This window comes from Aureivirga marina, from assembly GCF_015767265.1.
GTDB lineage: Bacteria > Bacteroidota > Bacteroidia > Flavobacteriales > Flavobacteriaceae > Aureivirga > Aureivirga marina.
In genome coordinates, this window is record NZ_JADPIB010000002.1 from 379,742 (window position 1) to 398,842 (window position 19,101).

General features: G+C 28.1%; 18 protein-coding genes and 5 tRNA genes. 4 read left to right on the plus strand and 19 right to left on the minus strand.

The window, feature by feature from the left end; all coding sequences use genetic code 11:
• From I1A51_RS05845 to I1A51_RS05885, 9 genes are all read right to left on the minus strand, one after another.
• A complete protein-coding gene (locus tag I1A51_RS05845) occupies positions 1-1,374 on the minus strand; it encodes a phenylacetate--CoA ligase family protein (protein WP_196892013.1) in 1,374 nt (457 codons plus the stop codon).
• Positions 1,374-2,516 (minus strand): CapA family protein, encoded by a 1,143-nt coding sequence (locus I1A51_RS05850; protein ID WP_196892015.1) that lies wholly within the window; start codon positions 2,514-2,516, stop codon positions 1,374-1,376. Before I1A51_RS05850 ends, I1A51_RS05845 begins: the two co-directional genes overlap by 1 nt.
• Positions 2,494-3,675, minus strand: a complete 1,182-nt coding sequence (locus I1A51_RS05855; RefSeq protein WP_196892016.1) for an O-antigen ligase family protein — start codon at positions 3,673-3,675, stop codon at positions 2,494-2,496. Before I1A51_RS05855 ends, I1A51_RS05850 begins: the two co-directional genes overlap by 23 nt.
• A complete protein-coding gene (locus I1A51_RS05860; protein ID WP_196892018.1) occupies positions 3,668-4,852 on the minus strand; it encodes an oligosaccharide flippase family protein in 1,185 nt (394 codons plus the stop codon). The genes I1A51_RS05855 and I1A51_RS05860 overlap by 8 nt, the downstream gene beginning before the upstream one ends.
• Positions 4,853-4,925: 73 nt before the next feature.
• Positions 4,926-6,215: a nucleotide sugar dehydrogenase gene (locus I1A51_RS05865; protein ID WP_196892026.1), complete on the minus strand. Its 1,290-nt coding sequence runs from the start codon at positions 6,213-6,215 to the stop codon at positions 4,926-4,928.
• Between the two features lie 178 nt (positions 6,216-6,393).
• Positions 6,394-7,731 carry a UDP-glucose dehydrogenase family protein gene (locus tag I1A51_RS05870; protein WP_196892028.1) on the minus strand — a complete coding sequence of 446 codons (1,338 nt, stop codon included), beginning with the start codon at positions 7,729-7,731 and terminating at the stop codon, positions 6,394-6,396.
• Between the two features lie 14 nt (positions 7,732-7,745).
• The gene (locus I1A51_RS05875; RefSeq protein WP_196892030.1) at positions 7,746-8,732 is read right to left on the minus strand and encodes an SDR family oxidoreductase; all 987 of its coding nucleotides are present in this window, start codon (positions 8,730-8,732) and stop codon (positions 7,746-7,748) included.
• 94 nt (positions 8,733-8,826) lie between these two features.
• Positions 8,827-9,603 carry a tRNA pseudouridine(38-40) synthase TruA gene (gene truA / locus I1A51_RS05880; protein ID WP_196892032.1) on the minus strand — a complete coding sequence of 259 codons (777 nt, stop codon included), beginning with the start codon at positions 9,601-9,603 and terminating at the stop codon, positions 8,827-8,829.
• Positions 9,604-9,606: 3 nt separating this feature from the next.
• Positions 9,607-10,191 carry a hypothetical protein gene (locus tag I1A51_RS05885; RefSeq protein WP_196892034.1) on the minus strand — a complete coding sequence of 195 codons (585 nt, stop codon included), beginning with the start codon at positions 10,189-10,191 and terminating at the stop codon, positions 9,607-9,609.
• Between the two features lie 238 nt (positions 10,192-10,429).
• On the opposite strand from I1A51_RS05885, the gene I1A51_RS05890 reads away from it, so the two are divergent.
• From I1A51_RS05890 to I1A51_RS05905, 4 genes are all read left to right on the plus strand, one after another.
• Positions 10,430-10,504: transfer RNA gene (locus tag I1A51_RS05890), tRNA-Val, on the plus strand.
• Positions 10,505-10,542: 38 nt separating this feature from the next.
• Positions 10,543-10,617, plus strand: a tRNA-Val gene (locus I1A51_RS05895).
• Positions 10,618-10,654: 37 nt separating this feature from the next.
• Positions 10,655-10,729 (plus strand) — tRNA-Val (locus tag I1A51_RS05900).
• A 37-nt stretch (positions 10,730-10,766) separates the two neighbouring features.
• Positions 10,767-10,841: transfer RNA gene (locus tag I1A51_RS05905), tRNA-Val, on the plus strand.
• Between the two features lie 78 nt (positions 10,842-10,919).
• Here the strand turns inward: I1A51_RS05905 and I1A51_RS05910 are convergent.
• The 10 genes from I1A51_RS05910 to I1A51_RS05955 all read right to left on the minus strand — a co-directional run bounded on the left by I1A51_RS05910 (position 10,920) and on the right by I1A51_RS05955 (position 18,935).
• Positions 10,920-11,603 (minus strand): response regulator, encoded by a 684-nt coding sequence (locus I1A51_RS05910; protein ID WP_196892035.1) that lies wholly within the window; start codon positions 11,601-11,603, stop codon positions 10,920-10,922.
• Between the two features lie 236 nt (positions 11,604-11,839).
• Positions 11,840-12,403, minus strand: a complete 564-nt coding sequence (locus I1A51_RS05915; RefSeq protein WP_196892037.1) for a DUF6515 family protein — start codon at positions 12,401-12,403, stop codon at positions 11,840-11,842.
• 72 nt (positions 12,404-12,475) lie between these two features.
• The gene (locus I1A51_RS05920; RefSeq protein ID WP_196892039.1) at positions 12,476-13,372 is read right to left on the minus strand and encodes a helix-turn-helix domain-containing protein; all 897 of its coding nucleotides are present in this window, start codon (positions 13,370-13,372) and stop codon (positions 12,476-12,478) included.
• Between the two features lie 84 nt (positions 13,373-13,456).
• Positions 13,457-14,341: an oxidoreductase gene (locus I1A51_RS05925; protein WP_196892041.1), complete on the minus strand. Its 885-nt coding sequence runs from the start codon at positions 14,339-14,341 to the stop codon at positions 13,457-13,459.
• A gap of 11 nt (positions 14,342-14,352) precedes the next feature.
• Positions 14,353-15,462, minus strand: a complete 1,110-nt coding sequence (locus I1A51_RS05930) for a DUF3237 family protein (protein ID WP_196892043.1) — start codon at positions 15,460-15,462, stop codon at positions 14,353-14,355.
• A 6-nt stretch (positions 15,463-15,468) separates the two neighbouring features.
• Positions 15,469-16,041: an SRPBCC family protein gene (locus I1A51_RS05935; RefSeq protein ID WP_196892045.1), complete on the minus strand. Its 573-nt coding sequence runs from the start codon at positions 16,039-16,041 to the stop codon at positions 15,469-15,471.
• 110 nt (positions 16,042-16,151) lie between these two features.
• The gene (locus I1A51_RS05940) at positions 16,152-16,943 is read right to left on the minus strand and encodes a MipA/OmpV family protein (protein WP_196892047.1); all 792 of its coding nucleotides are present in this window, start codon (positions 16,941-16,943) and stop codon (positions 16,152-16,154) included.
• 185 nt (positions 16,944-17,128) lie between these two features.
• The gene (locus I1A51_RS05945; protein WP_196892049.1) at positions 17,129-17,962 is read right to left on the minus strand and encodes a hypothetical protein; all 834 of its coding nucleotides are present in this window, start codon (positions 17,960-17,962) and stop codon (positions 17,129-17,131) included.
• Positions 17,963-18,006: 44 nt separating this feature from the next.
• The gene (locus I1A51_RS05950; RefSeq protein WP_196892050.1) at positions 18,007-18,708 is read right to left on the minus strand and encodes a hypothetical protein; all 702 of its coding nucleotides are present in this window, start codon (positions 18,706-18,708) and stop codon (positions 18,007-18,009) included.
• 152 nt (positions 18,709-18,860) lie between these two features.
• A tRNA-Pro gene (locus tag I1A51_RS05955) sits at positions 18,861-18,935 on the minus strand.
• Between the last annotated feature and the right edge of the window lie 166 nt (positions 18,936-19,101).

Below are 19,101 nucleotides of genomic sequence, written 5' to 3' on the forward strand. Positions count from 1 at the left end.
TTATATTAAGTGTTTTATATTATTCTTAATCATCCTAAACTTCCCACTATTTTCACTTTCTAAATTATCTACATAAATAAATTCAATAAGCATTTTATTCCCAACTCTATCTGTCCAGTTTTTTCTAAACTTCTCTTCATAATTCTCATTATATATATCCGAATCTCTCATAATATATATTTTTAAAGAATCAAGTTGATCTTGGACAGCTTGAAACTTTATAATACCTTTTATATCTTTTAGCGTATTTGAAATATTTCCTAAATTAATTTTCCCATTTTCTGGAGAAAAAATAAAATCATCAACTCTTCCTAATATTTCTTTTACTAAAGGATTATTATTACCACAATTACAGGTTCCTTTTTTAAGAATTAATGAATCTCCAATATCATATCTAATTAAAGGAGTACCTTTCGTTGTAAAAGACGTTAAAACTAACCTTCCTTCATCAGCATAATTATCATTATCATCTAGAATCTCAAAAACACCACTTTGTAAATCTAAATGTAAGTTTCCTTTATCACATTCAAATATAAAAGGAGCACCTTCAGAAGAAGCATATTGATTATATATTTTTGCTTTAAAAAAAGATTCAATTATTTTTCGCATTTCATCTGTAATACTCTCTGCTGTTGGAAAAATAGCTTTAATTATACCTTTTGGAAAATCAATATTTTTTCTAATTCCATACTTTGCAAGTTCTAAGATTGTAGAAGGAAAACCTACTATAAATTTTGGTTGAAACTCAATTATATTATTTACATAATATTTCAAATAATCATCTTTAATATGAAATGTCGAATAATATCTTACATTATGAAAATAATCTGTCTTCCAAAATCTTTTTTTAATTACATCCTTATTTGTAAGAATTGCTTTTCCTGAAAACCAAGCTGTTTTTTCTCCAAGTTTATAACCAGATTGAAACCTAAAATTGTCTAACATTGCGAATCTCTCTTGTGTATTATCATGAGTAAATAACACTTCAAGAGATTTTCCAGTTGTTCCTCCCGTTTTTGAAACGATTCCTTCGTTCTTTTCAATAGTATGGATATCTTCTATATTTTGACGTAAAGTTTCTTTATTTAAAATTGGAAGTTTTCCTATTTCAGAAACAGTTTTAGGCAATGAAATATCTTTATAAATCTCATTATAGAATTTTGAATTATTCTTCGCATAATTCAAAAATTCAATCAAACGATCTTCTTGAATCTTCAATAATTTATCAATTGGTAATTCTTGATTCTCTTTGAATTTATTCAAGTAATCTTTATACTTTCCACCATATCTTTTTTTATAGGATAATAGGTTAAAAAAACCAATTAAAGTATTCTGAAAAAAATTAGGTAAATTTCTGTATATTAATTCTTTCATTATAATTCTTTATTTAGTACATCTATCATAATTTCTCTATGTGTCTCACACCTAAACAAATTCAAAAACAAAGCTTTTCTTTTTAGAGATGATGTAAGTAAAAATTTAGGTAAATATCCTCTAGAAATAAGTGCTCGTATATACATATTTTTAGTAAACAGCATTCCTTTATATCCAATAACTTGACTTTCTATATATTTTTCCCAAGCCTCGGCATATAATTTTTCATCAATGATAATTTCATTTAACTCATTAACTTTTTCTAAAATCTCTTGTTTCTTTTCTCCTGATAAAACATTTAAAATTGGATTTTCTTTCTTTCCCTGCTCAAAAGGAATGATTTCAAAATCAACTTTTTTTGTATCAAAATTAATCGATAAATCTAGAGCATATCCTAATGTCCATAAACCTTTTTGATATTTCGGTTTGTAATCAAAAACAAAATTTCCTAAGCTATAAAAAATGTGTTTTTCTTTATATTCTTCATAACCACTAAAACAATGTGAATGATGACCAACAACTAAATCAGCTCCTGAATCAACATAAAAACGATATCTTTCTTTTTGATTTGGAGTTGGCAATTGAAAATGTTCTCTTCCACCATGAGCTATTACAATGACAAAATCTGATTCTTCTTTTGCTTTATTTATATCATTAAAGTTGTTAATTAAATTGACCGGATTAGCACCATAAGATTTTTCAGTAGCTGCACAATATTCATTTTCTGCAAAATTTAATATAGCTATTTTTTTATCATTATAAGTATAATAAAAAGGCTTTCTTGCTTCAGATAAATCTTTCCCTGCACCAACAACATCTATATTTTTAGATTTACATAAATCAATTGTATCTTTAACACCTTCTTCATCAAAATCTAGAATATGATTGTTTGCTAATGTTGCTAATTTCACTCCCGATATTTCTAAAGGTTTCAATCCAATTTCACTAGATTTTATGTTCGGACCGCTTTTTGTAATTAATTTATTTGAATCGGTCAAAGGAGACTCTAAATTGACAATTGATAAATCAGATTCTTTAATATGTTTTTCTATATCCAATAAAACTTCTTCTGATTTTCCTTTTTTAATTATCTCCTCTATTCTTCCTATTGGACAATAATCACCTGCTATGAAAATTTTCATTTTTTTTTGTTTTGATCAATTTTAAAGAGCAATAATACATAAGAAGAATTAAAATCCAGACATAATTATTTCTCATTATATCACCTCCTAGAATATATAATAGTATTGGTATAAAGGCTATAAATAATATAACATCTTTTGTAAGTACTTTCAAAATATTAGACAACATTGACATAAAAAGAATTAAAGCTATAATTCCTCCTTGTAAGCCAATTGTAATCATTGTTTGATGAGCATCTGTTTTTATTCCATCAATGATAATACTCGAATCAAATCCATAACCGATAAATGGAGATAAAATAAATTGATTAATTCCTACACCATATATTAAGGATCTACCTCCATTATAATCAAGTTCATTAAAATAATTTACTAAAGCTCCTATTAAATCGTATTTCAAAAAAATCACAACTACAAATATTAGAGCAATAATAATTGCTAGTTTAATCATTTTTTTTGACAAATAATTAAACATAAAAAATAGACTAAAACCAATTAAAATACCTAACATAGATTTTGATGTTTCTGATTTTATGGTAATTAGAATATCAAGTAAAATTAGAGCTATTATTATTATTTGTTCTTTTTTTGTCTTTACATTTTTTAAAACTAAAAGACCAAAAAATGGCAAAACTGAAGAAAAAATAGCTATTTTATGAGGGTTATTGACTAATGGCGCAAACCTTTCATAATAAAAAAGAGACATTCCTAATAAGGATCTAGTAAAGAAGCTAATACCATATAAGATAATTAGCAAAATACTCATCCTAAAGAATATTTTTTCTATAAAAACATATGGTACAATTTCACCTGTTTTTATTTTATTTTCAAATAAAAAAACTGAAAAAAGAACAAAAATGTATGAAAAAAAATCATACCATCCATCAATAACACCGTATCTATTAAAAAAAAGAATATTAAAAATGGAACTAAGAATTAATATAAAAAGAAATCTAATCCAAAAATTCGTAAATCGAAGATTAGAACTCTTAGTTTGTAAAATTTTAGGTATGCTCGCTATCAAAACAATAGCTATTATTATTTCAGATAATCCAACAACTGAAAATCTTAGCTCTGTAAATGGTGCCAATAAAACAGCTAGAATTAATAAGTTTTGCGTAAATCCTATTTTACCTTTTAAGCCTAAAATTTCACCCATTTACAACCACCTTTTTATATGCTAAATAAGTCAAAATAGACATTGTTCCACTAGCTCCAATCATTACTGAAATTGCTCCAAAAACTCCCATTTTAGGTATAATATACATTGAGAAAAAGAAGAAAAACAAACTACTGTATAACACAATATTTTTGTATAGTTTTTCTTTTCCAATAAGCATCAAAAAATTTGGTCCATATATTAACCTAAAAAATATAAATACAACCATCAAAATCAGCCATTTAAAATATAAATTTATATCCTTTATATTCTCATCAACAAATATATCTATAATTTGAGTTGAAAAAATGAATGCTACGCAACAGACAGAAATCCCTACGAAATACATGATTCTTTTATAAAGTACATGATTTTCGATATTTCTTGATAAATAAGGTAAAAAAGTACTTGAAATTAAAACAGCTAACGAATTTAATGCATCAATTACTTTGGTTGCAGAAACATAGATTCCTAATATCGATGAAGAAACTGTTAATCCTAAAACAAAAGTTGCTGTGTTATTATAAAAATTAGGTGCAAATTGCGTTATAAAAGCATGTCTTCCAGATAAAATAACGTTTTTGATTCGATAAAAATTAGGAACAGTCAAAGAAACATTAAACCTTTTTCTTATTATTATTATCGAAATAATATTACCTACCAATACATTTAAAGCATATAATAAGTATACATAAACATAGTCTGAAGGTTCATTAATAAATATAAACAATGAAACTAAATACAAAAATTTAGTCAATACATTGATATATGCAATAAGTTTCATTTCTTCTACACCTTGAAAAAACCAATATGGAAAAACTGATTGCATTCCTACTAGAAAAAAAGTATAGAAATATAGCTCTGCTTCTCCAGAAAATTTTGGAACAATAAAAATCAATAATAGTAAAATCGAAAAGGAAATTACCAACAAAGAAATACTTGTCCAAAAAAAATCATTAAACTTTTGATTTAAAAGTTTTAAATCTGTTTTAATTCGTGCAATGTCTCTTACAGCAGTTATTGAAAATCCATATTGTATAAGCGCTCCAAAATATGCACATACAGATAATGAAAAAGAAATTAATCCAAATTTATCAAACCCTAATACTTTTAATAAAAATGGAAATATTATTAATGGAATTAAAAAATCCATTCCCTTAATTGAAACCAGAGACATGAAATTTTTAATTAACTGTAAATTATTTTTTCCTTTTATAAACAAACTATTATAATTAATTTAAAGTTATTATTTATAAATTTTTCTTTATCCCTTCTATAGATAATGTATTCTTCACGTCATAAACAACACCACCCTCTTTCTTTAAAGAATTTAAATCTAAATCTTTGTAAGAATCATGTGCAACGGTTAACACTATAACTTCGTATTTTTTGTTTGGAATATCTTTAAAACTTTCCAATTTATATTCATGCATCACTTCTTCTGGATTCGCCCAAGGATCATAAATATCAATAGAAGCTCCATATGATTTTAATTCATTTACAACATCTACAGCTTTTGTATTTCGAACATCTGGACAGTTTTCTTTAAAAGTAATTCCTAAAACAAGAATATCGCTTCCTTTTACCTTTAAATCATTGTGAAGCATTAGTTTAACGACTTCTGAAGCAACATATTGCCCCATACTATCATTCATTCTTCTTCCTGCAAGAATGATCTCTGGATGGTAACCAACTTCTTGTGCTTTTTGTGCTAAATAATATGGATCAACACCAATACAATGTCCTCCTACTAATCCAGGTTTAAATGGTAAAAAATTCCATTTTGTTCCTGCTGCTTCCAAGACATCATGTGTATTAATTTCTAATAAATTAAAGATTTTTGCCAATTCATTTACAAAAGCAATATTGATATCTCTCTGTGAGTTTTCAATTACTTTTGCAGCCTCAGCAACTTTAATTGTCGGAGCTAAATGTGTTCCTGCTGTAATTACAGCTTTGTATAAATCATCTACTTTTTTTCCAATTTCTGGAGTAGACCCCGAAGTTACTTTTAAAATCTTTTCTACTGTATGCTTTTTATCTCCTGGATTAATTCTTTCTGGCGAATAACCTGCATAAAAATCTTCGTTAAATTTTAATCCAGAAAATTTTTCTAAAATAGGAATACATTCATCTTCTGTTACCCCTGGATATACTGTTGATTCGTAAATAACGATATCATCCTTCTTTAAATATTTTGCAACAGATTCACTTGCTTTATATAAAGGTGTTAAAATAGGACGATTATTTTTATCAACAGGAGTTGGAACAGTAATAATATAATAGTTACAATCTTGTAAAGCTTCTGAATTATTTGTACAAAAAAGACCTATTTCATCTGAATTCTCTTGCTTAAGAACTTCTTGTAATAAATCATTTTCTACTTCTAAAGTACTATCTACTCCAGAATTCAATTCTTGCACTCTTTCCTCATTGATATCAAACCCAATTACTGAATATTTAGTTGCGAATAATCTAGCTAATGGTAAACCTACATATCCCAACCCAATAATTGCAATTTTTATATTATTATTTTCCATATAAATTCCTATCTTATTATGTTTTAACGCGTGCTAAATTACTATTAATTTCTATTCACAATTATTTTTTTCTACATTTTTTGAAACTATTAAAAAAAATCCCTGTTTCCAGTTATTATTATAACCTAGAAACAAGGATTCTTGAATTATTTTAAAGAATTAACTATCAGTATTTTATTTATTTCATCGTAACTCTCTTACCTATTTGATGGTATTCAAAGCCTTTTTCTTCAATATGAAACGCATTGTATTGATTTCTTCCATCAAAAATCACAGGATAATTTAATTGATTCTTAATTTCCATAAAATCAGGCGATCTGAATTCTTTCCATTCTGTTAATAAGATCAAAGCATCCGCTCCTTTCAATACTTCATACTTTGTTTCAGAATATATAACTCCTTCAACTCCTTTTAAATAATGTGATTTTGCTTCTTCAATTGCTTTTGGATCATATGCCTGTACTTTCGCTCCTCTTTTTACTAATTCTTTAATTACATAAATCGCAGGTGCCTCACGCATATCATCTGTTGCTGGCTTAAATGACAATCCCCAAATTGCAAATGTTTTTCCTGTTAAATCTTCTCCAAATCGATTCTTAACTTTCTCTGCAATTACTAATTTTTGCTGATTATTCACTTTTTCTACAGCACTGATCACATTTGTTTCATAACCATATTCAGCAGCAGTCTTTTGTAAAGCTTTTACATCTTTTGGAAAACAAGATCCCCCGTATCCACATCCTGGATAAATAAAACTGTAACCAATTCTTCTATCTGAACCGATTCCAACTCTTACTTTATTTACATCTGCATCCAATAATTCACAAATATTTGCAATTTCATTCATAAATGAAATTTTCGTCGCCAACATCGCATTTGCTGCATATTTAGTCATTTCAGCAGAACGAATATCCATTGTGATAAATCGATCTGAATTATGAATAAATGGTGCATAAAGTTCTTTCATTCTTGAAAAAGCATAATCTGAATCAGCTCCGATAACTACTCTATCTGGCTTCATAAAATCTTGTAAAGCTGCTCCTTCTTTTAAGAATTCTGGATTAGAAACAATATGAAATGGAATATTTTCTCCTCTTTTATCTAATTCTTTTTGAATTGTTGCTTTTACTTTATCTCCTGTTCCAACTGGAACTGTCGACTTATCTACAACAATCAATTCTTTTGTCATTGATTTTCCAATTTGCTCAGCAACTGCCAAAACATATTGTAAATCTGCAGAACCATCTTCTCCCATTGGAGTTCCAACAGCGATAAAAACAATTTCTGAATTATTAAGATTTTCCTCTAAAGATGTAGAAAACTTTAGAGTTCCTATCTCAACACTATTTTTAACTAATGTTTCCAATCCTGGCTCAAAAATAGGGATGATTCCATTCTCTAACTTTTCTATTTTTTCTTCATTTACATCAATGCACACCACATTATTTCCCATCTCAGAAAAACATGCTCCTGTCACCAATCCTACATAACCTGAACCAACAACTGTTATATTCATTTCTCTCTAATTTTTTATTTTAAATTTTCCCAATACCAATGAACTGCTTCTTTTAGTCCATCTTGTAAAGAGTATTTAGGATCATAACCTAATAATTCTTTAGCTTTATCAATACTTGCCAAAGAATGTGGAATATCTCCAACTCTATTTGGTCCATGAATTACTTTTACATCTGCAATTTCGGAATTTTTTTCTGATAAATTCGCTTTTAAACTTCTAACTAAATCATTTAAAGTCGCTCTTTGTCCAAACGCAACATTATATACCTGATTTAGAGCAGCTTCATTTTCTGTGCTCAATGCACGTAAATTCATCTGCACAACATTGTCGATGTATGTAAAATCTCTTGAATATTCTCCATCTCCATTAATTGTTGGAGATTCTAAACGCATAAACTGTGAAACAAACTTTGGAATTACTGCCGCATAAGCTCCATTTGGATCTTGTCTTCTTCCAAAAACATTGAAATATCGTAATCCAATTGTTGGTAATCCATATGTTTTTCCAAATACATCTGCATATAATTCGTTAACAAATTTTGTTACTGCATAAGGCGATAATGGTCTTCCAATTCTTTCTTCTACTTTTGGTAATTCTTTTGAATCTCCATATGTTGAAGAACTTGCTGCATACACAAAACGCTTTACTCCTGCATCCCTACAAGCAACTAACATATTTAAAAATCCAGAAACATTTACATCATTACTCGTAATCGGATCTTTAATAGACCTTGGCACAGAACCTAAAGCTGCTTGATGTAAAACAAAATCTACTCCTTCAACTGCTTTCTGACAATCTTCTAAATTTCGAATGTCTCCTTCTATTAAAGTAAAATTCTCATTATCCTTTAAATGCTCTAAATTTTCTCTTTTTCCTGTTGCAAAATTATCTAAACAAACTACCTTATTGTTTAAAGCTAATAATGCATCACACAAATTGGAACCAATAAATCCAGCCCCACCTGTTACTAATATTTTTTTGTTATTAACGAATTCTGACATATTATGATTCTAAATATTTTTTTTCAAAAGTTTTAAACGTGCCGAATTTACTTAAAATAAAACACATGACTAATTTTATTTAGTAAATTAATTTTTATAAAAATTCTATATCATGAAGTGATAATCCCGAATTTGGCGCAATATATCGAAGTGACTTTCGATCATTTGTTTCTTTTAAAGATGCTTCTATTTCTTCCAAGCTCACATTTCCTCGTCCTAATTCAAACAACATTCCCATAATTAATCGAACTTGATAACGTAAAAATCCTTTACTTTTTATTCGAAATACATAACTTTCTTTAGGAAAAAAATTAGCTTGATAAATCGTATTTTCTTCAATACAACTTTCTAAAATTTCTCTCTGAAAATTAGTTTCTGGACTTGGTTTTGTACAATATTTATGAAAGAAATGTTCCCCTTTAAATAATTTCGCTCCTTCTTTCATCAAAGAAATATCCAATTCTTCTACAAAAGTTGTCACGAAAGGTGCACTAAATGGATGTGCTTTTTCTTTATGTGAAAACAAATAAATATATTCTTTCACTTTCGAATTCTGAATAATATTAAATTCCTTCGAAACTTTTTCAATTGTCAACAATTTTAAATCCGAAGGTAAATATTTATTCAGTTGTTCTAAAAATTCTTCTGTGTCTATTTCTTCTTTTAAAAATAATTCCACTGCGAACTTATTCGCTGAAACCATCGCATCTGTTCTTCCTGAACCTAAAACTTTAAATTCTTCATGCTTTAAAACAAAACATATCGTTTTTTCAAGCATTAATTGTACAGTTTTCAATTTAGGCTGCGGCTGCCAACCATGAAATCGAAACCCTAAAAATTGAATATGTAATAAATAATAATGTGTGTACATTTTCTATCTATGTAGATTTGCTTCAATTTCCTTTTTATATCCATAAAGTTCTTTCCAAACTTTTTCACTTTCATTTGCTGAAACTAAAGCTAAAACTACTTTCTCTTTCTTTTTAGTATAAACTTCAATTTCCATTTTCAATTGAATTTTTTGTCCATTTGTAAATGTGTCTAAAAAATCAATCTCATAAACAAAACTCCCTCCTTCTTTATTAATTAAACGTATTTTTATTTCATTTAAATCAATTTTCTGTTCTTTGCCTCTAGCAACTGCATCCGCTAATCCTTTATAATATTTTTCTAAAAAATCTGTCAATTCTTTTTCTTCAAATACTGGATTCCCTTCTAAAACTAAAGCAAAAATATAAGTGAAATAATGCTCTTTATTTAATTTAAACATCTCCGGAGAAAAACGTAATTCTTCAAATCCATCATAAGTTATGTCTGTTGCAAAACCTAAAGGAAATTCAATCTTCTCATATGTCCAATTTTTGGGAATTTGTAAAAAACTATTTTCTGTTTTTGTCTGAGAAAAACCAATTAACCCAATAAAGCAAAACAATAAAGTATTTAAAATTCTATTTTTCATTTTAATTTAAATTTTCAACAAATATAACTAGGATTTTAACACTAAAAATCAGAATCAATTCTTTTAACAACTAAATATTTTTTTGAACTAAATCTCTTTTCAATTGAAAAAAGTTAAAAAAATGTATTTTGTATTTAATTGTAAATAAAATGGTTGCAAAATAGCTCTCAAAAAAATGAAAATATCTAAACAAATATCTTGTCTACTTAGATTTTTGTTTTATATTTGCATCCGCTAAGGGCGATTAGCTCAGTTGGTTCAGAGCACCTCGTTTACACCGAGGGGGTCGGGGGTTCGAATCCCTCATCGCCCACAACTGTTTTCCTTTTTTAACAGTATAAAATAAAAAAAGGGCGATTAGCTCAGTTGGTTCAGAGCACCTCGTTTACACCGAGGGGGTCGGGGGTTCGAATCCCTCATCGCCCACAACTGTTTCCCTTTTTAACAGTATAAAATAAAAAAAGGGCGATTAGCTCAGTTGGTTCAGAGCACCTCGTTTACACCGAGGGGGTCGGGGGTTCGAATCCCTCATCGCCCACAACTGTTTTCCTTTTTTAACAGTATAAAATAAAAAAGGGCGATTAGCTCAGTTGGTTCAGAGCACCTCGTTTACACCGAGGGGGTCGGGGGTTCGAATCCCTCATCGCCCACAAACAAAAAGCCTATTTCAAATGAAATAGGCTTTTTTAATGGAATCCATTTAAATACAAATAAAATTAATCTTCACTTTATATAAATCCTTTTTCTTTAGCTTTTAAAATTAACTCGCTATCATCTGCTGAATTAACATCAAAAACTTGTTTAAGATGTCTTTTTCTTTTTTCAATTCCTCCAAGAGATAAAGGGATTTGTTTTGGTAATTCTTTTGTTTTTATTCCAATAGATAAATGATATAAAATATTTCTATCGGTTGCATCCAAAAGTAAGTCGTTTGTAAATTGTTTTCTAAAGTAATTTAAAACTGATTTACTGAAAAATGGCTCATCATTTAAAACACATTTAATTGCATTTATAATATCTTTTGCAGTAAAATCATTTTTAATCAAAAAAGCATCAGGATTTACATGATGCATGATACTATGAACTCTGTAATTGTCATTTAAAGAAGTAGAAACTATTATTTTAGATTCAGGCAATCTTTCTCTAATACAAATTCCTAAATCTTCACCCGATAAATATTTAGAATTAGAGGATTTTGGAATTCTTATATCTAGAATTATCAATTTCAATTTACATTTTGACTTTTCAAAATTGTTTATTTTTTTTAAAGCAACATCACAATTTTCAGCTACGTCAATAGAAAATGTAATATTTGGATTTTGATTCGTAAAAGCATTTAAGGCTTGTTTATACGCACTTATAATGATGGGATGATCTTCTATAAGTAGTACGGTAAAACACGAAGTTTTCATATTTTTTTTAAATTAAAAGAAAAAATTATCAAATCATTCTGAAATTCCACAACATCATCATAACAACCTCATATCTAATTTAATAAATAAAAATTAATCTTCTAGTAATTTTCTTATTTTTTAACAAATATTAAAACCTAAAATAATATATTTAACAAATTTATTTAGATAAAAAAACTGATTTAACCTTAAAGATTAAACCAGTTTTCATTAAAACCAAAATATAATAAATTGTTCTACCTTAAATCTCCAACAACTTTAAATCCTTTTCCTTCTGGAGTTGTAACTACTTTATACAACTTTCCATCATATTCATAATAGTTTTTCCCATCAATACTAACCTGCTCTGCTTCTTCTGGAAGTTCAAAAATGACAGCTTCTTTAGGAGCATCCACAACTTTGTATTCTTTTCCTGATTGGATATAATAAGTTCCTTGATAATAAAAATACGGCTTTCCTAAGACAATTATTCGATGGTAACCAACTGGAAGAGTTTTCACTCGAATTCCTTTTGGTGCAGAAACAACAACATATCTTCCATTTATATTTCTATAATAAATTCCAGAATGATAATGATATCGATGTCCATTTCTTTTAATTATAACAGTAGATTCTGGTAAAGTACGAACAACTCGAACATTCGGAGTTGGTTTTCTATAAACTACCGTTCTACCTTTATTTGTTCTAACAACTGTTTTTTTCGGAGTTTTCACCACTACTCTTTTTCGTTGTGCATTCATTTCCTGCACAGAAAAAGTCGTGATAATTGTCGTAATCAGTAAAAATTTAAATAACCGCATCTTTTTATTATTTTGAACTGTCTATGTTTAGACTTTAGAAAAAATAAAAAGTTTAATATATAATAGAAAAAATTAGTTTGCTATTCGAAATTCACTTGGACTCATTCCTGTTTTAGACTTAAATATTTTACTAAAATGTTGTGGATATTCAAATCCCAAATCGTATGCAATTTCACTAACAGAAGCATTACTATTTAATAAAATAATTTTAGCTCTTTCTATCAAAAATAAATGAATATGCTCTTTTGCACTTTTTCCAGTTTCATTTTTAAGTAAATCACTTAAATAACCTGAAGAAAGATGCATATAATCCGCTAAATAAGTAACTGTTGGTAATCCTTTTTGGTGTAAATCTTTTGAAGAAAAATAATTCTTTAATAAAGTTTCTACTTTAGATAAAATATCTTTGTTTTCAGATGCTCTAGTATGAAATTGTCTTTCATAAAATCGAATACAAAAATTAAAAAAAAGCTCCAAACTTGATATAATTACATCATTACTATGTTTATCAATTCTTTCATTAATTTCTTCATTCATCACTTGAATACAATTCGTAACTGTATCTTGTTCTTGTTCTGAAAGATGTAAAGCTTCATGTGTATTATAAGAGAAAAAATTCAATTGGTTTATCTTTAATCCCAAAGAAGTATTTCGGATTAATTCTGGATGAAAAATCAACATCCAACCTTTAATTTTTTGATTAGGTTTTGTGGTAATTTTAAATACTTGTTCTGGTGCAATAAAACTCATAACACCTTCCTGAAAATCATAAGTATTTCTTCCATATTCCATTCCACAACTTTCATCTTTCAAAGTAATTGTATAAAGAGAACTTGTATATTTAACAGCAACCCATTCATCTTTCACTTTAAAATCACTCATATCAATAATGGTAATTAAAGGATTTTTAGGCTTTTCTAAGCCTAAAGCTTTATGAATTTTTGTAATTGATTCTATAAATACTTGCATCTTAAAACTTTTAATTAAAAATTCCCTTTACTCAAATCTTTTCAAATCCAAGCAAAGAGAATTTATTCAAATAATATTACAAAATTACTGCCTTTGCGGCCCATTTAATAGAAGATTATCATATGCTTTATCTCCATATTGTTTACGAAAATTTATTAACCTGTCTGCTAAAAAGCCCTTTACATATCTAGTTTCAGGATTATTTGAATTTATAATTTCATTTATCATAACAGCTATTTCTTCTGGCTCCGTCATTTTCTCTGGAGTAGATTCTGCCATTCTTTTATACATATGTTGGTAATTAGAGTTTGGCTGGTATTTTTGAATATATTTCATCATTGCTGCATAAAAATTTGTATTAATGATTCCTGGCTCTACAATTACAACATCAATATCAAATTCTTTTACTTCCACACGTAAACAATCGCTCCAACCTTCAACTGCATGTTTTGTTGCATGATACCAAGCTCCAAGTCCTGTATAAATTTTTCCTCCCATAGAGGAAATATTAATAATTCGTCCAGACTTTTCCTTTCTCATATATGGAAGCACTTCTTTGGTTACTCTCGCCATTCCAAATAAATTTACATTGAATTGTGCATAAGCATCTTCCATTGTTACCTCTTCAACTGGACCAAATAAACCATAACCTGCATTATTGATTAAAACATCTATTTTTCCCTGTTCATCTATTACTTTTTGAACACCTGCTTTTACCTCAACATCTTTCGTTACATCCATGTTTAAAGCATGACCTCCAATAAAATTTAAATATTCATTTTTTTTATATTGAATATCGCCACCATAAACAATATGTCCTTCTTTAATTAATTTTTCAGCAAAAGCTTTTCCCATTCCAGAAGCTGTTCCTGTTATTAAAATTACTTTTGGGTCTTTTGTTTTTTGAGCAAAACCAAATTGCACATTAAATAAAAAACACAAAATCAAACTAACTGCTAATTGTTTCATAATTTCAAATTTTATAAAGGATTTTCATCAAAACGATACAAACGAAGTGTCAGAAGATTATTGATATTATCAGAAGTTCCAACACCAATAATATATTTATCATTTAAATATTCAAAACCTTCAAAATAACTTGTATAAGAAGCTAATTCAAAGAAATTTCCAATTCCTGGATTTTCTGAAGGGATTAATAAACCATCCACTTTTAAAGCAACTTTTTCTCCTGCTTCTGTTTCAATCATACCGTGAACATCTACAATTAGATTTCCGTTTGGAAGTACAACGACATAATCCGTTCCTGTAAGATTTCCACTTAACTCACCTGTAGTTGTTCCTGCAAAATCGACATTCACACGAATTCCTTCTGCTGGAATTTCTACTTGTCCACTAACAATATCTGCTGGATTTAAACCAAAACCTTCCAAATTTGTAGATTGCGCTTCTGCTTCATAAACTAAAGTCGCATTCGGATTGTCTTGGATATTTTCCCAATTGTAAGGATAATTTTCAAAATCAGGTAATTCTTGGTGTGGATATGGATTTTCTCCATTGAAAGGATCCTCTTCAAAACCGTATAAACTTATTATCAAACTATTAGTTGTATTATCAGAAGTTCCAACACCTACTATAAATAAATTATTTAAATAAGAATAATCCGGATGATTTGAGATCAAAGTTCCTGTTTCTGTCAAATCTGAAATTGTTTCACTATTTGGAATTGTTTCGCCTTTGTATCTAACAGCGATTTTTGCGCCATCATTTGTTTCAATTGTTCCATGAACATCTACAATAACATTTCCATTTGGTAAAATAGTTCCATAGTCTGTTCCAGAAAGCATTCCATTAATTTGCCCAGCTACAGGTCCTTGAAATAAAAAATTCACTCTTCTTCCCTCTTCAGGTAATGGATCTGTAAAATCTGCTCCAAAAGTTTCTACTCCTGTAACTTGTGCTGTTGTTTGATACAATAAAATCGCATTTGGATTTTCAGAAATATTATCAAAAACAGAAGTTTCTTCAATAATAATTTCTTCTGCATTATTATTATCATCATCTTCACTGCATGCAACCATTCCTATTATGGAAAAAATTGCAATACTCATTCTAAAAAATTGTTTCTTCATTTCTTTTTAATTAAATCTTCTTTCAACTTCTACTTTTAATTCGCTATTAAAAATCTGATACGATTCTAAAACACCATTTGCCAAACCAAATGCAGGAACATTTTCATTATTTCCAGTAAATTCATCTGTTTGAATAAATAAAACTTCACTTCCACATTGTTCAATTGTATAAAAATGATTATCGACAATTCCAGGAAGTGTCAGAATTTCATCTGACCAACCAAAACTTGCTCCTTCATTATAAATTAAAGCATGAGGAAATCCGATAATTTGACCTTGTGTTAAAAAAAGTGCATTAATTTGTCCACCATCTCTTACATCTCCTTCTAAACCTTTAAAAGTTGAACTCCATTCTGGCATCGTTTCAAAATCTGTCAAAACCTCCCAAACTTGATTTGGAGTTGCATTAATAACAATGGAAGTATATACATCTGATTTTTCATCATTTACTTGTGTTACAAAACCTGTTTCAGTTTCTTCAGTACAAGCAACAAAATCATCACTATCATCATCACTACATGAAATAATCAAAGAACTCAACAGTATTGTAAAACAGAAATATTTTAATTTTTTAATCATGATTAAATTTTTATTGATAATTAATTTTTACAAAACTGATGAGAAATCAATGTATTGACGTACACAAATCGAGGAATGTTGTATACAAATCACAGATGAGAAAATTTTATTTAAAATCGGTAAATTGCAACCAAAGCTCCAGAAAATTGATTTTCGGTTCCTAAAGCAACAATTGGACTATCAGCAGCATCTCCAACAAGTCTTGTATAATTTAAAGAACCAATCAGCATCCATTTTTGATTTAATAAATAGGTAGTTCTTAATCCAACTCCAATATCTTTTATTCCAGCTTTAGGTGAATAATAATCTAAACTACTTGTTCCAACATTTTCTTCATTAATTCCAAAATAAGTTGACATATAATTTTCAGTTGCAAAAGAACTAGAAGCAGAAATTCTAGTAATCCATTTACCATTTCTACAAGTATAACCTATATCAAAACGTCCAACTCCACCTTCATGTACTCCAGAAACATCTTGTGTAAATTCAAAATTGGTATCGAATTTTTTAAATCGGTATCTCGTAAACAAACCAACAGAAGTAGCTAAATCGATATCTTCTAATTTGTTGATTGTTTCATTATCAACCCAATCTTCATTTCTTGGTGTTCTGAAGGTAAGTTTTGGACCAAAAGACCATTTTCTACTAGGAAGTAAATTAGCTTCAATTCCTGCAACAGACATTCTGATGTATTGCCCTTTATTCCAATTGGCAGAGAAAGCAAAAGTAGGAAGTACTAAATATTCATCGGAACCTTCGTAAGCTGCAAAAGTTGCGAAACCAAATCCAGCAGTATAATGGACTTTTTTCGGGGGAACATTTTCTTTCTGCGCATTCATTTTTGAAATACAACAAAGAGAAATTATAAAACTGAAGAAATAAATCTTGATATCTTTTTTCATTTTACACATTATTTAAATTAATAATGCAAAAATGAAATGTATGGAGAAGTTTAATGTATATAAAACACGGAAGAATGTATATATTTTAAGGATTTTAAAGTACCATATAGAAAATTCAATTTTAATTAATTGATAGAAAAAATAAAAAAACCATCATACAATTAATTATATGATGGTTTTAAGATTTAAAGTTTATTTTTATTAATATTTTTCATCATTCTATCATAAGCTTTACGCTTCATAATTAGTAAATTTCTGTCCTTAATTGAAAAAATAGAAACTTTTTCTTTAGATACTACTATATGTTGTTTCCAACCTGAAATTTCTTCATACAACATTAGAGTACAAATATCAACTGGAGAAATCATGTATCCACTTGATTTTAAATGTGTATGCATGGTCATAGCATCCTTGTTTTTTTCTTGATCTGATGTATCATAAATAAGAATATTTTTATGCAAACTTTTTATCTTTTTCAGTTTATTCTTTTTGTTAAAAGTCATCAAATAATCATTCCCTAAAACAACTACCCCTCCAACTTTAGGTCCAGTAATCGCATAAACTTTTTTTTCTTTTTTAGAGATAATTGGAACCAAATTTAAATTAGCGTTTTGATAGTGTTTAAACAAAGTATCTGTTCTTATTTTATTTAAAGCAATTGTTTTAATCGCAATAAGATTTAATTCTTTTTCTGTAGTTTTTCGTTTATCTTCTTCTATTTTCACATTAGACAAATCAAAATCATCTCCAAAAGAAAATCTAATCAAAACATTTGGAATTTCTTGTTTATCATAAAAAATACAATGATGTTTCCCTCCTTCTGAATAGGAAACATATCCACCAGATTCAGATCTTAATTCTTTATATTCTTCTAAGAAAATATCCGTACCATGCCATGATGTTTTTTCAGAATTATATAGCAACATTGCTTCTTTCATAATCTTTTTTTCATCTTTTGATTGTGCAAAAGTTGTTGTTATTGAAAGAAATAACAACATAACAATTTTTATTGTTTTCATATATTAAATTAAATAAGTTTCGGTTTTCTTTAGCAATTGTTTTTTTATCTAGAGTAATATTCTCTTATGTCTGCTGATTTTCCATATTTGAAAGAAAGTTCATCAACAATAAACTTCAAAACTTCTTTTTTAGAAACGTCATCGTGTGTTTCTAGAGAAAAACTATAATTTGAATCAAACTTTAAGCTCCAAATATTCATTTCATCTCTTTCACTAAATTTTTTGTGGAAAATTTTCACAGATTGATCTTCTTGAATACTTCTTAAATCAAAAATCCAAAAATCTTTTCCTCGCATTCCAAATTGAACTAAAATATCTTTTTTAGGACTTTCTAAAAATCCTCCACTAGATAGTGTAAAAAATATTTCATTCAAACTTAGATCATACATTCTAAAATTTGCACAATTTGTACCACATCCCCATCTATGAATTATTTTATTATTCATTGTCCATTCAAAACTTCCACCAAAGCCAGGAGTTATTTCAGCAATTTTTTTCTGAGTTTGAAAATCATATAATGTCAACTTATAAGCTTTTCCTTTATCTTCTTTATGTCTAAAAAAGAAATATCTTTTATCAGGAGACACTTTCAAATCTAAAACTTGTTCCCAAGGTTTGAAATTTGTCAAATTAACATCCCCTATAAAAACATCATAGTATGCATTATCATGAAATTCTATTGAAACATTTTTTTGTGCGAATGTTTTAAATGTAATTAATAGCAATACAATTAAAATTCTTTTCATTTTCATTTTTTTGGTCTGGAAATCTACAATTTTTCTGAGAATTCATATAAGTCTTTTGATAAAATAATTAATAATTTTTGAAAGTATTCAGAATTCAAAACAGGAAAGTCTATAAAAAGAAAAAGCCTTACTATTTCTAGTAAGGCTTTTTGTCGGGGTGGCAGGATTCGAACCTGCGACCTCCTCGTCCCAAACGAGGCGCGATGACCGGGCTACGCTACACCCCGAATTTCTTCGTTTTTTCGGTTGCAATGATACAAGCTTTTTTTAGTATTTACAACGATTTTTTTGTTAAATAAATAAACTTTTTCTCTCGTTTTTTTAAGTTATTGATTCTTAATATTATTTTGAAAATTTAGTTCTCTTTTTTGATATTTTTTTGGTGTAATTCCT

Coding starts and splice junctions, on each gene's coding strand:
- I1A51_RS05930 (WP_196892043.1), bottom strand. CDS start 15,462: ATGAAGAAACAATTTTTTAGAATGAGTATTGCAATTTTTTCCATAATA.
- I1A51_RS05920 (WP_196892039.1), bottom strand. CDS start 13,372: ATGCAAGTATTTATAGAATCAATTACAAAAATTCATAAAGCTTTAGGC.
- I1A51_RS05925 (WP_196892041.1), bottom strand. CDS start 14,341: ATGAAACAATTAGCAGTTAGTTTGATTTTGTGTTTTTTATTTAATGTG.
- I1A51_RS05940 (WP_196892047.1), bottom strand. CDS start 16,943: ATGAAAAAAGATATCAAGATTTATTTCTTCAGTTTTATAATTTCTCTT.
- I1A51_RS05845 (WP_196892013.1), bottom strand. CDS start 1,374: ATGAAAGAATTAATATACAGAAATTTACCTAATTTTTTTCAGAATACT.
- I1A51_RS05885 (WP_196892034.1), bottom strand. CDS start 10,191: ATGAAAAATAGAATTTTAAATACTTTATTGTTTTGCTTTATTGGGTTA.
- I1A51_RS05935 (WP_196892045.1), bottom strand. CDS start 16,041: ATGATTAAAAAATTAAAATATTTCTGTTTTACAATACTGTTGAGTTCT.
- I1A51_RS05860 (WP_196892018.1), bottom strand. CDS start 4,852: ATGTCTCTGGTTTCAATTAAGGGAATGGATTTTTTAATTCCATTAATA.
- I1A51_RS05910 (WP_196892035.1), bottom strand. CDS start 11,603: ATGAAAACTTCGTGTTTTACCGTACTACTTATAGAAGATCATCCCATC.
- I1A51_RS05915 (WP_196892037.1), bottom strand. CDS start 12,403: ATGCGGTTATTTAAATTTTTACTGATTACGACAATTATCACGACTTTT.
- I1A51_RS05855 (WP_196892016.1), bottom strand. CDS start 3,675: ATGGGTGAAATTTTAGGCTTAAAAGGTAAAATAGGATTTACGCAAAAC.
- I1A51_RS05850 (WP_196892015.1), bottom strand. CDS start 2,516: ATGAAAATTTTCATAGCAGGTGATTATTGTCCAATAGGAAGAATAGAG.
- truA (WP_196892032.1), bottom strand. CDS start 9,603: ATGTACACACATTATTATTTATTACATATTCAATTTTTAGGGTTTCGA.
- I1A51_RS05950 (WP_196892050.1), bottom strand. CDS start 18,708: ATGAAAAGAATTTTAATTGTATTGCTATTAATTACATTTAAAACATTC.
- I1A51_RS05865 (WP_196892026.1), bottom strand. CDS start 6,215: ATGGAAAATAATAATATAAAAATTGCAATTATTGGGTTGGGATATGTA.
- I1A51_RS05945 (WP_196892049.1), bottom strand. CDS start 17,962: ATGAAAACAATAAAAATTGTTATGTTGTTATTTCTTTCAATAACAACA.
- I1A51_RS05875 (WP_196892030.1), bottom strand. CDS start 8,732: ATGTCAGAATTCGTTAATAACAAAAAAATATTAGTAACAGGTGGGGCT.
- I1A51_RS05870 (WP_196892028.1), bottom strand. CDS start 7,731: ATGAATATAACAGTTGTTGGTTCAGGTTATGTAGGATTGGTGACAGGA.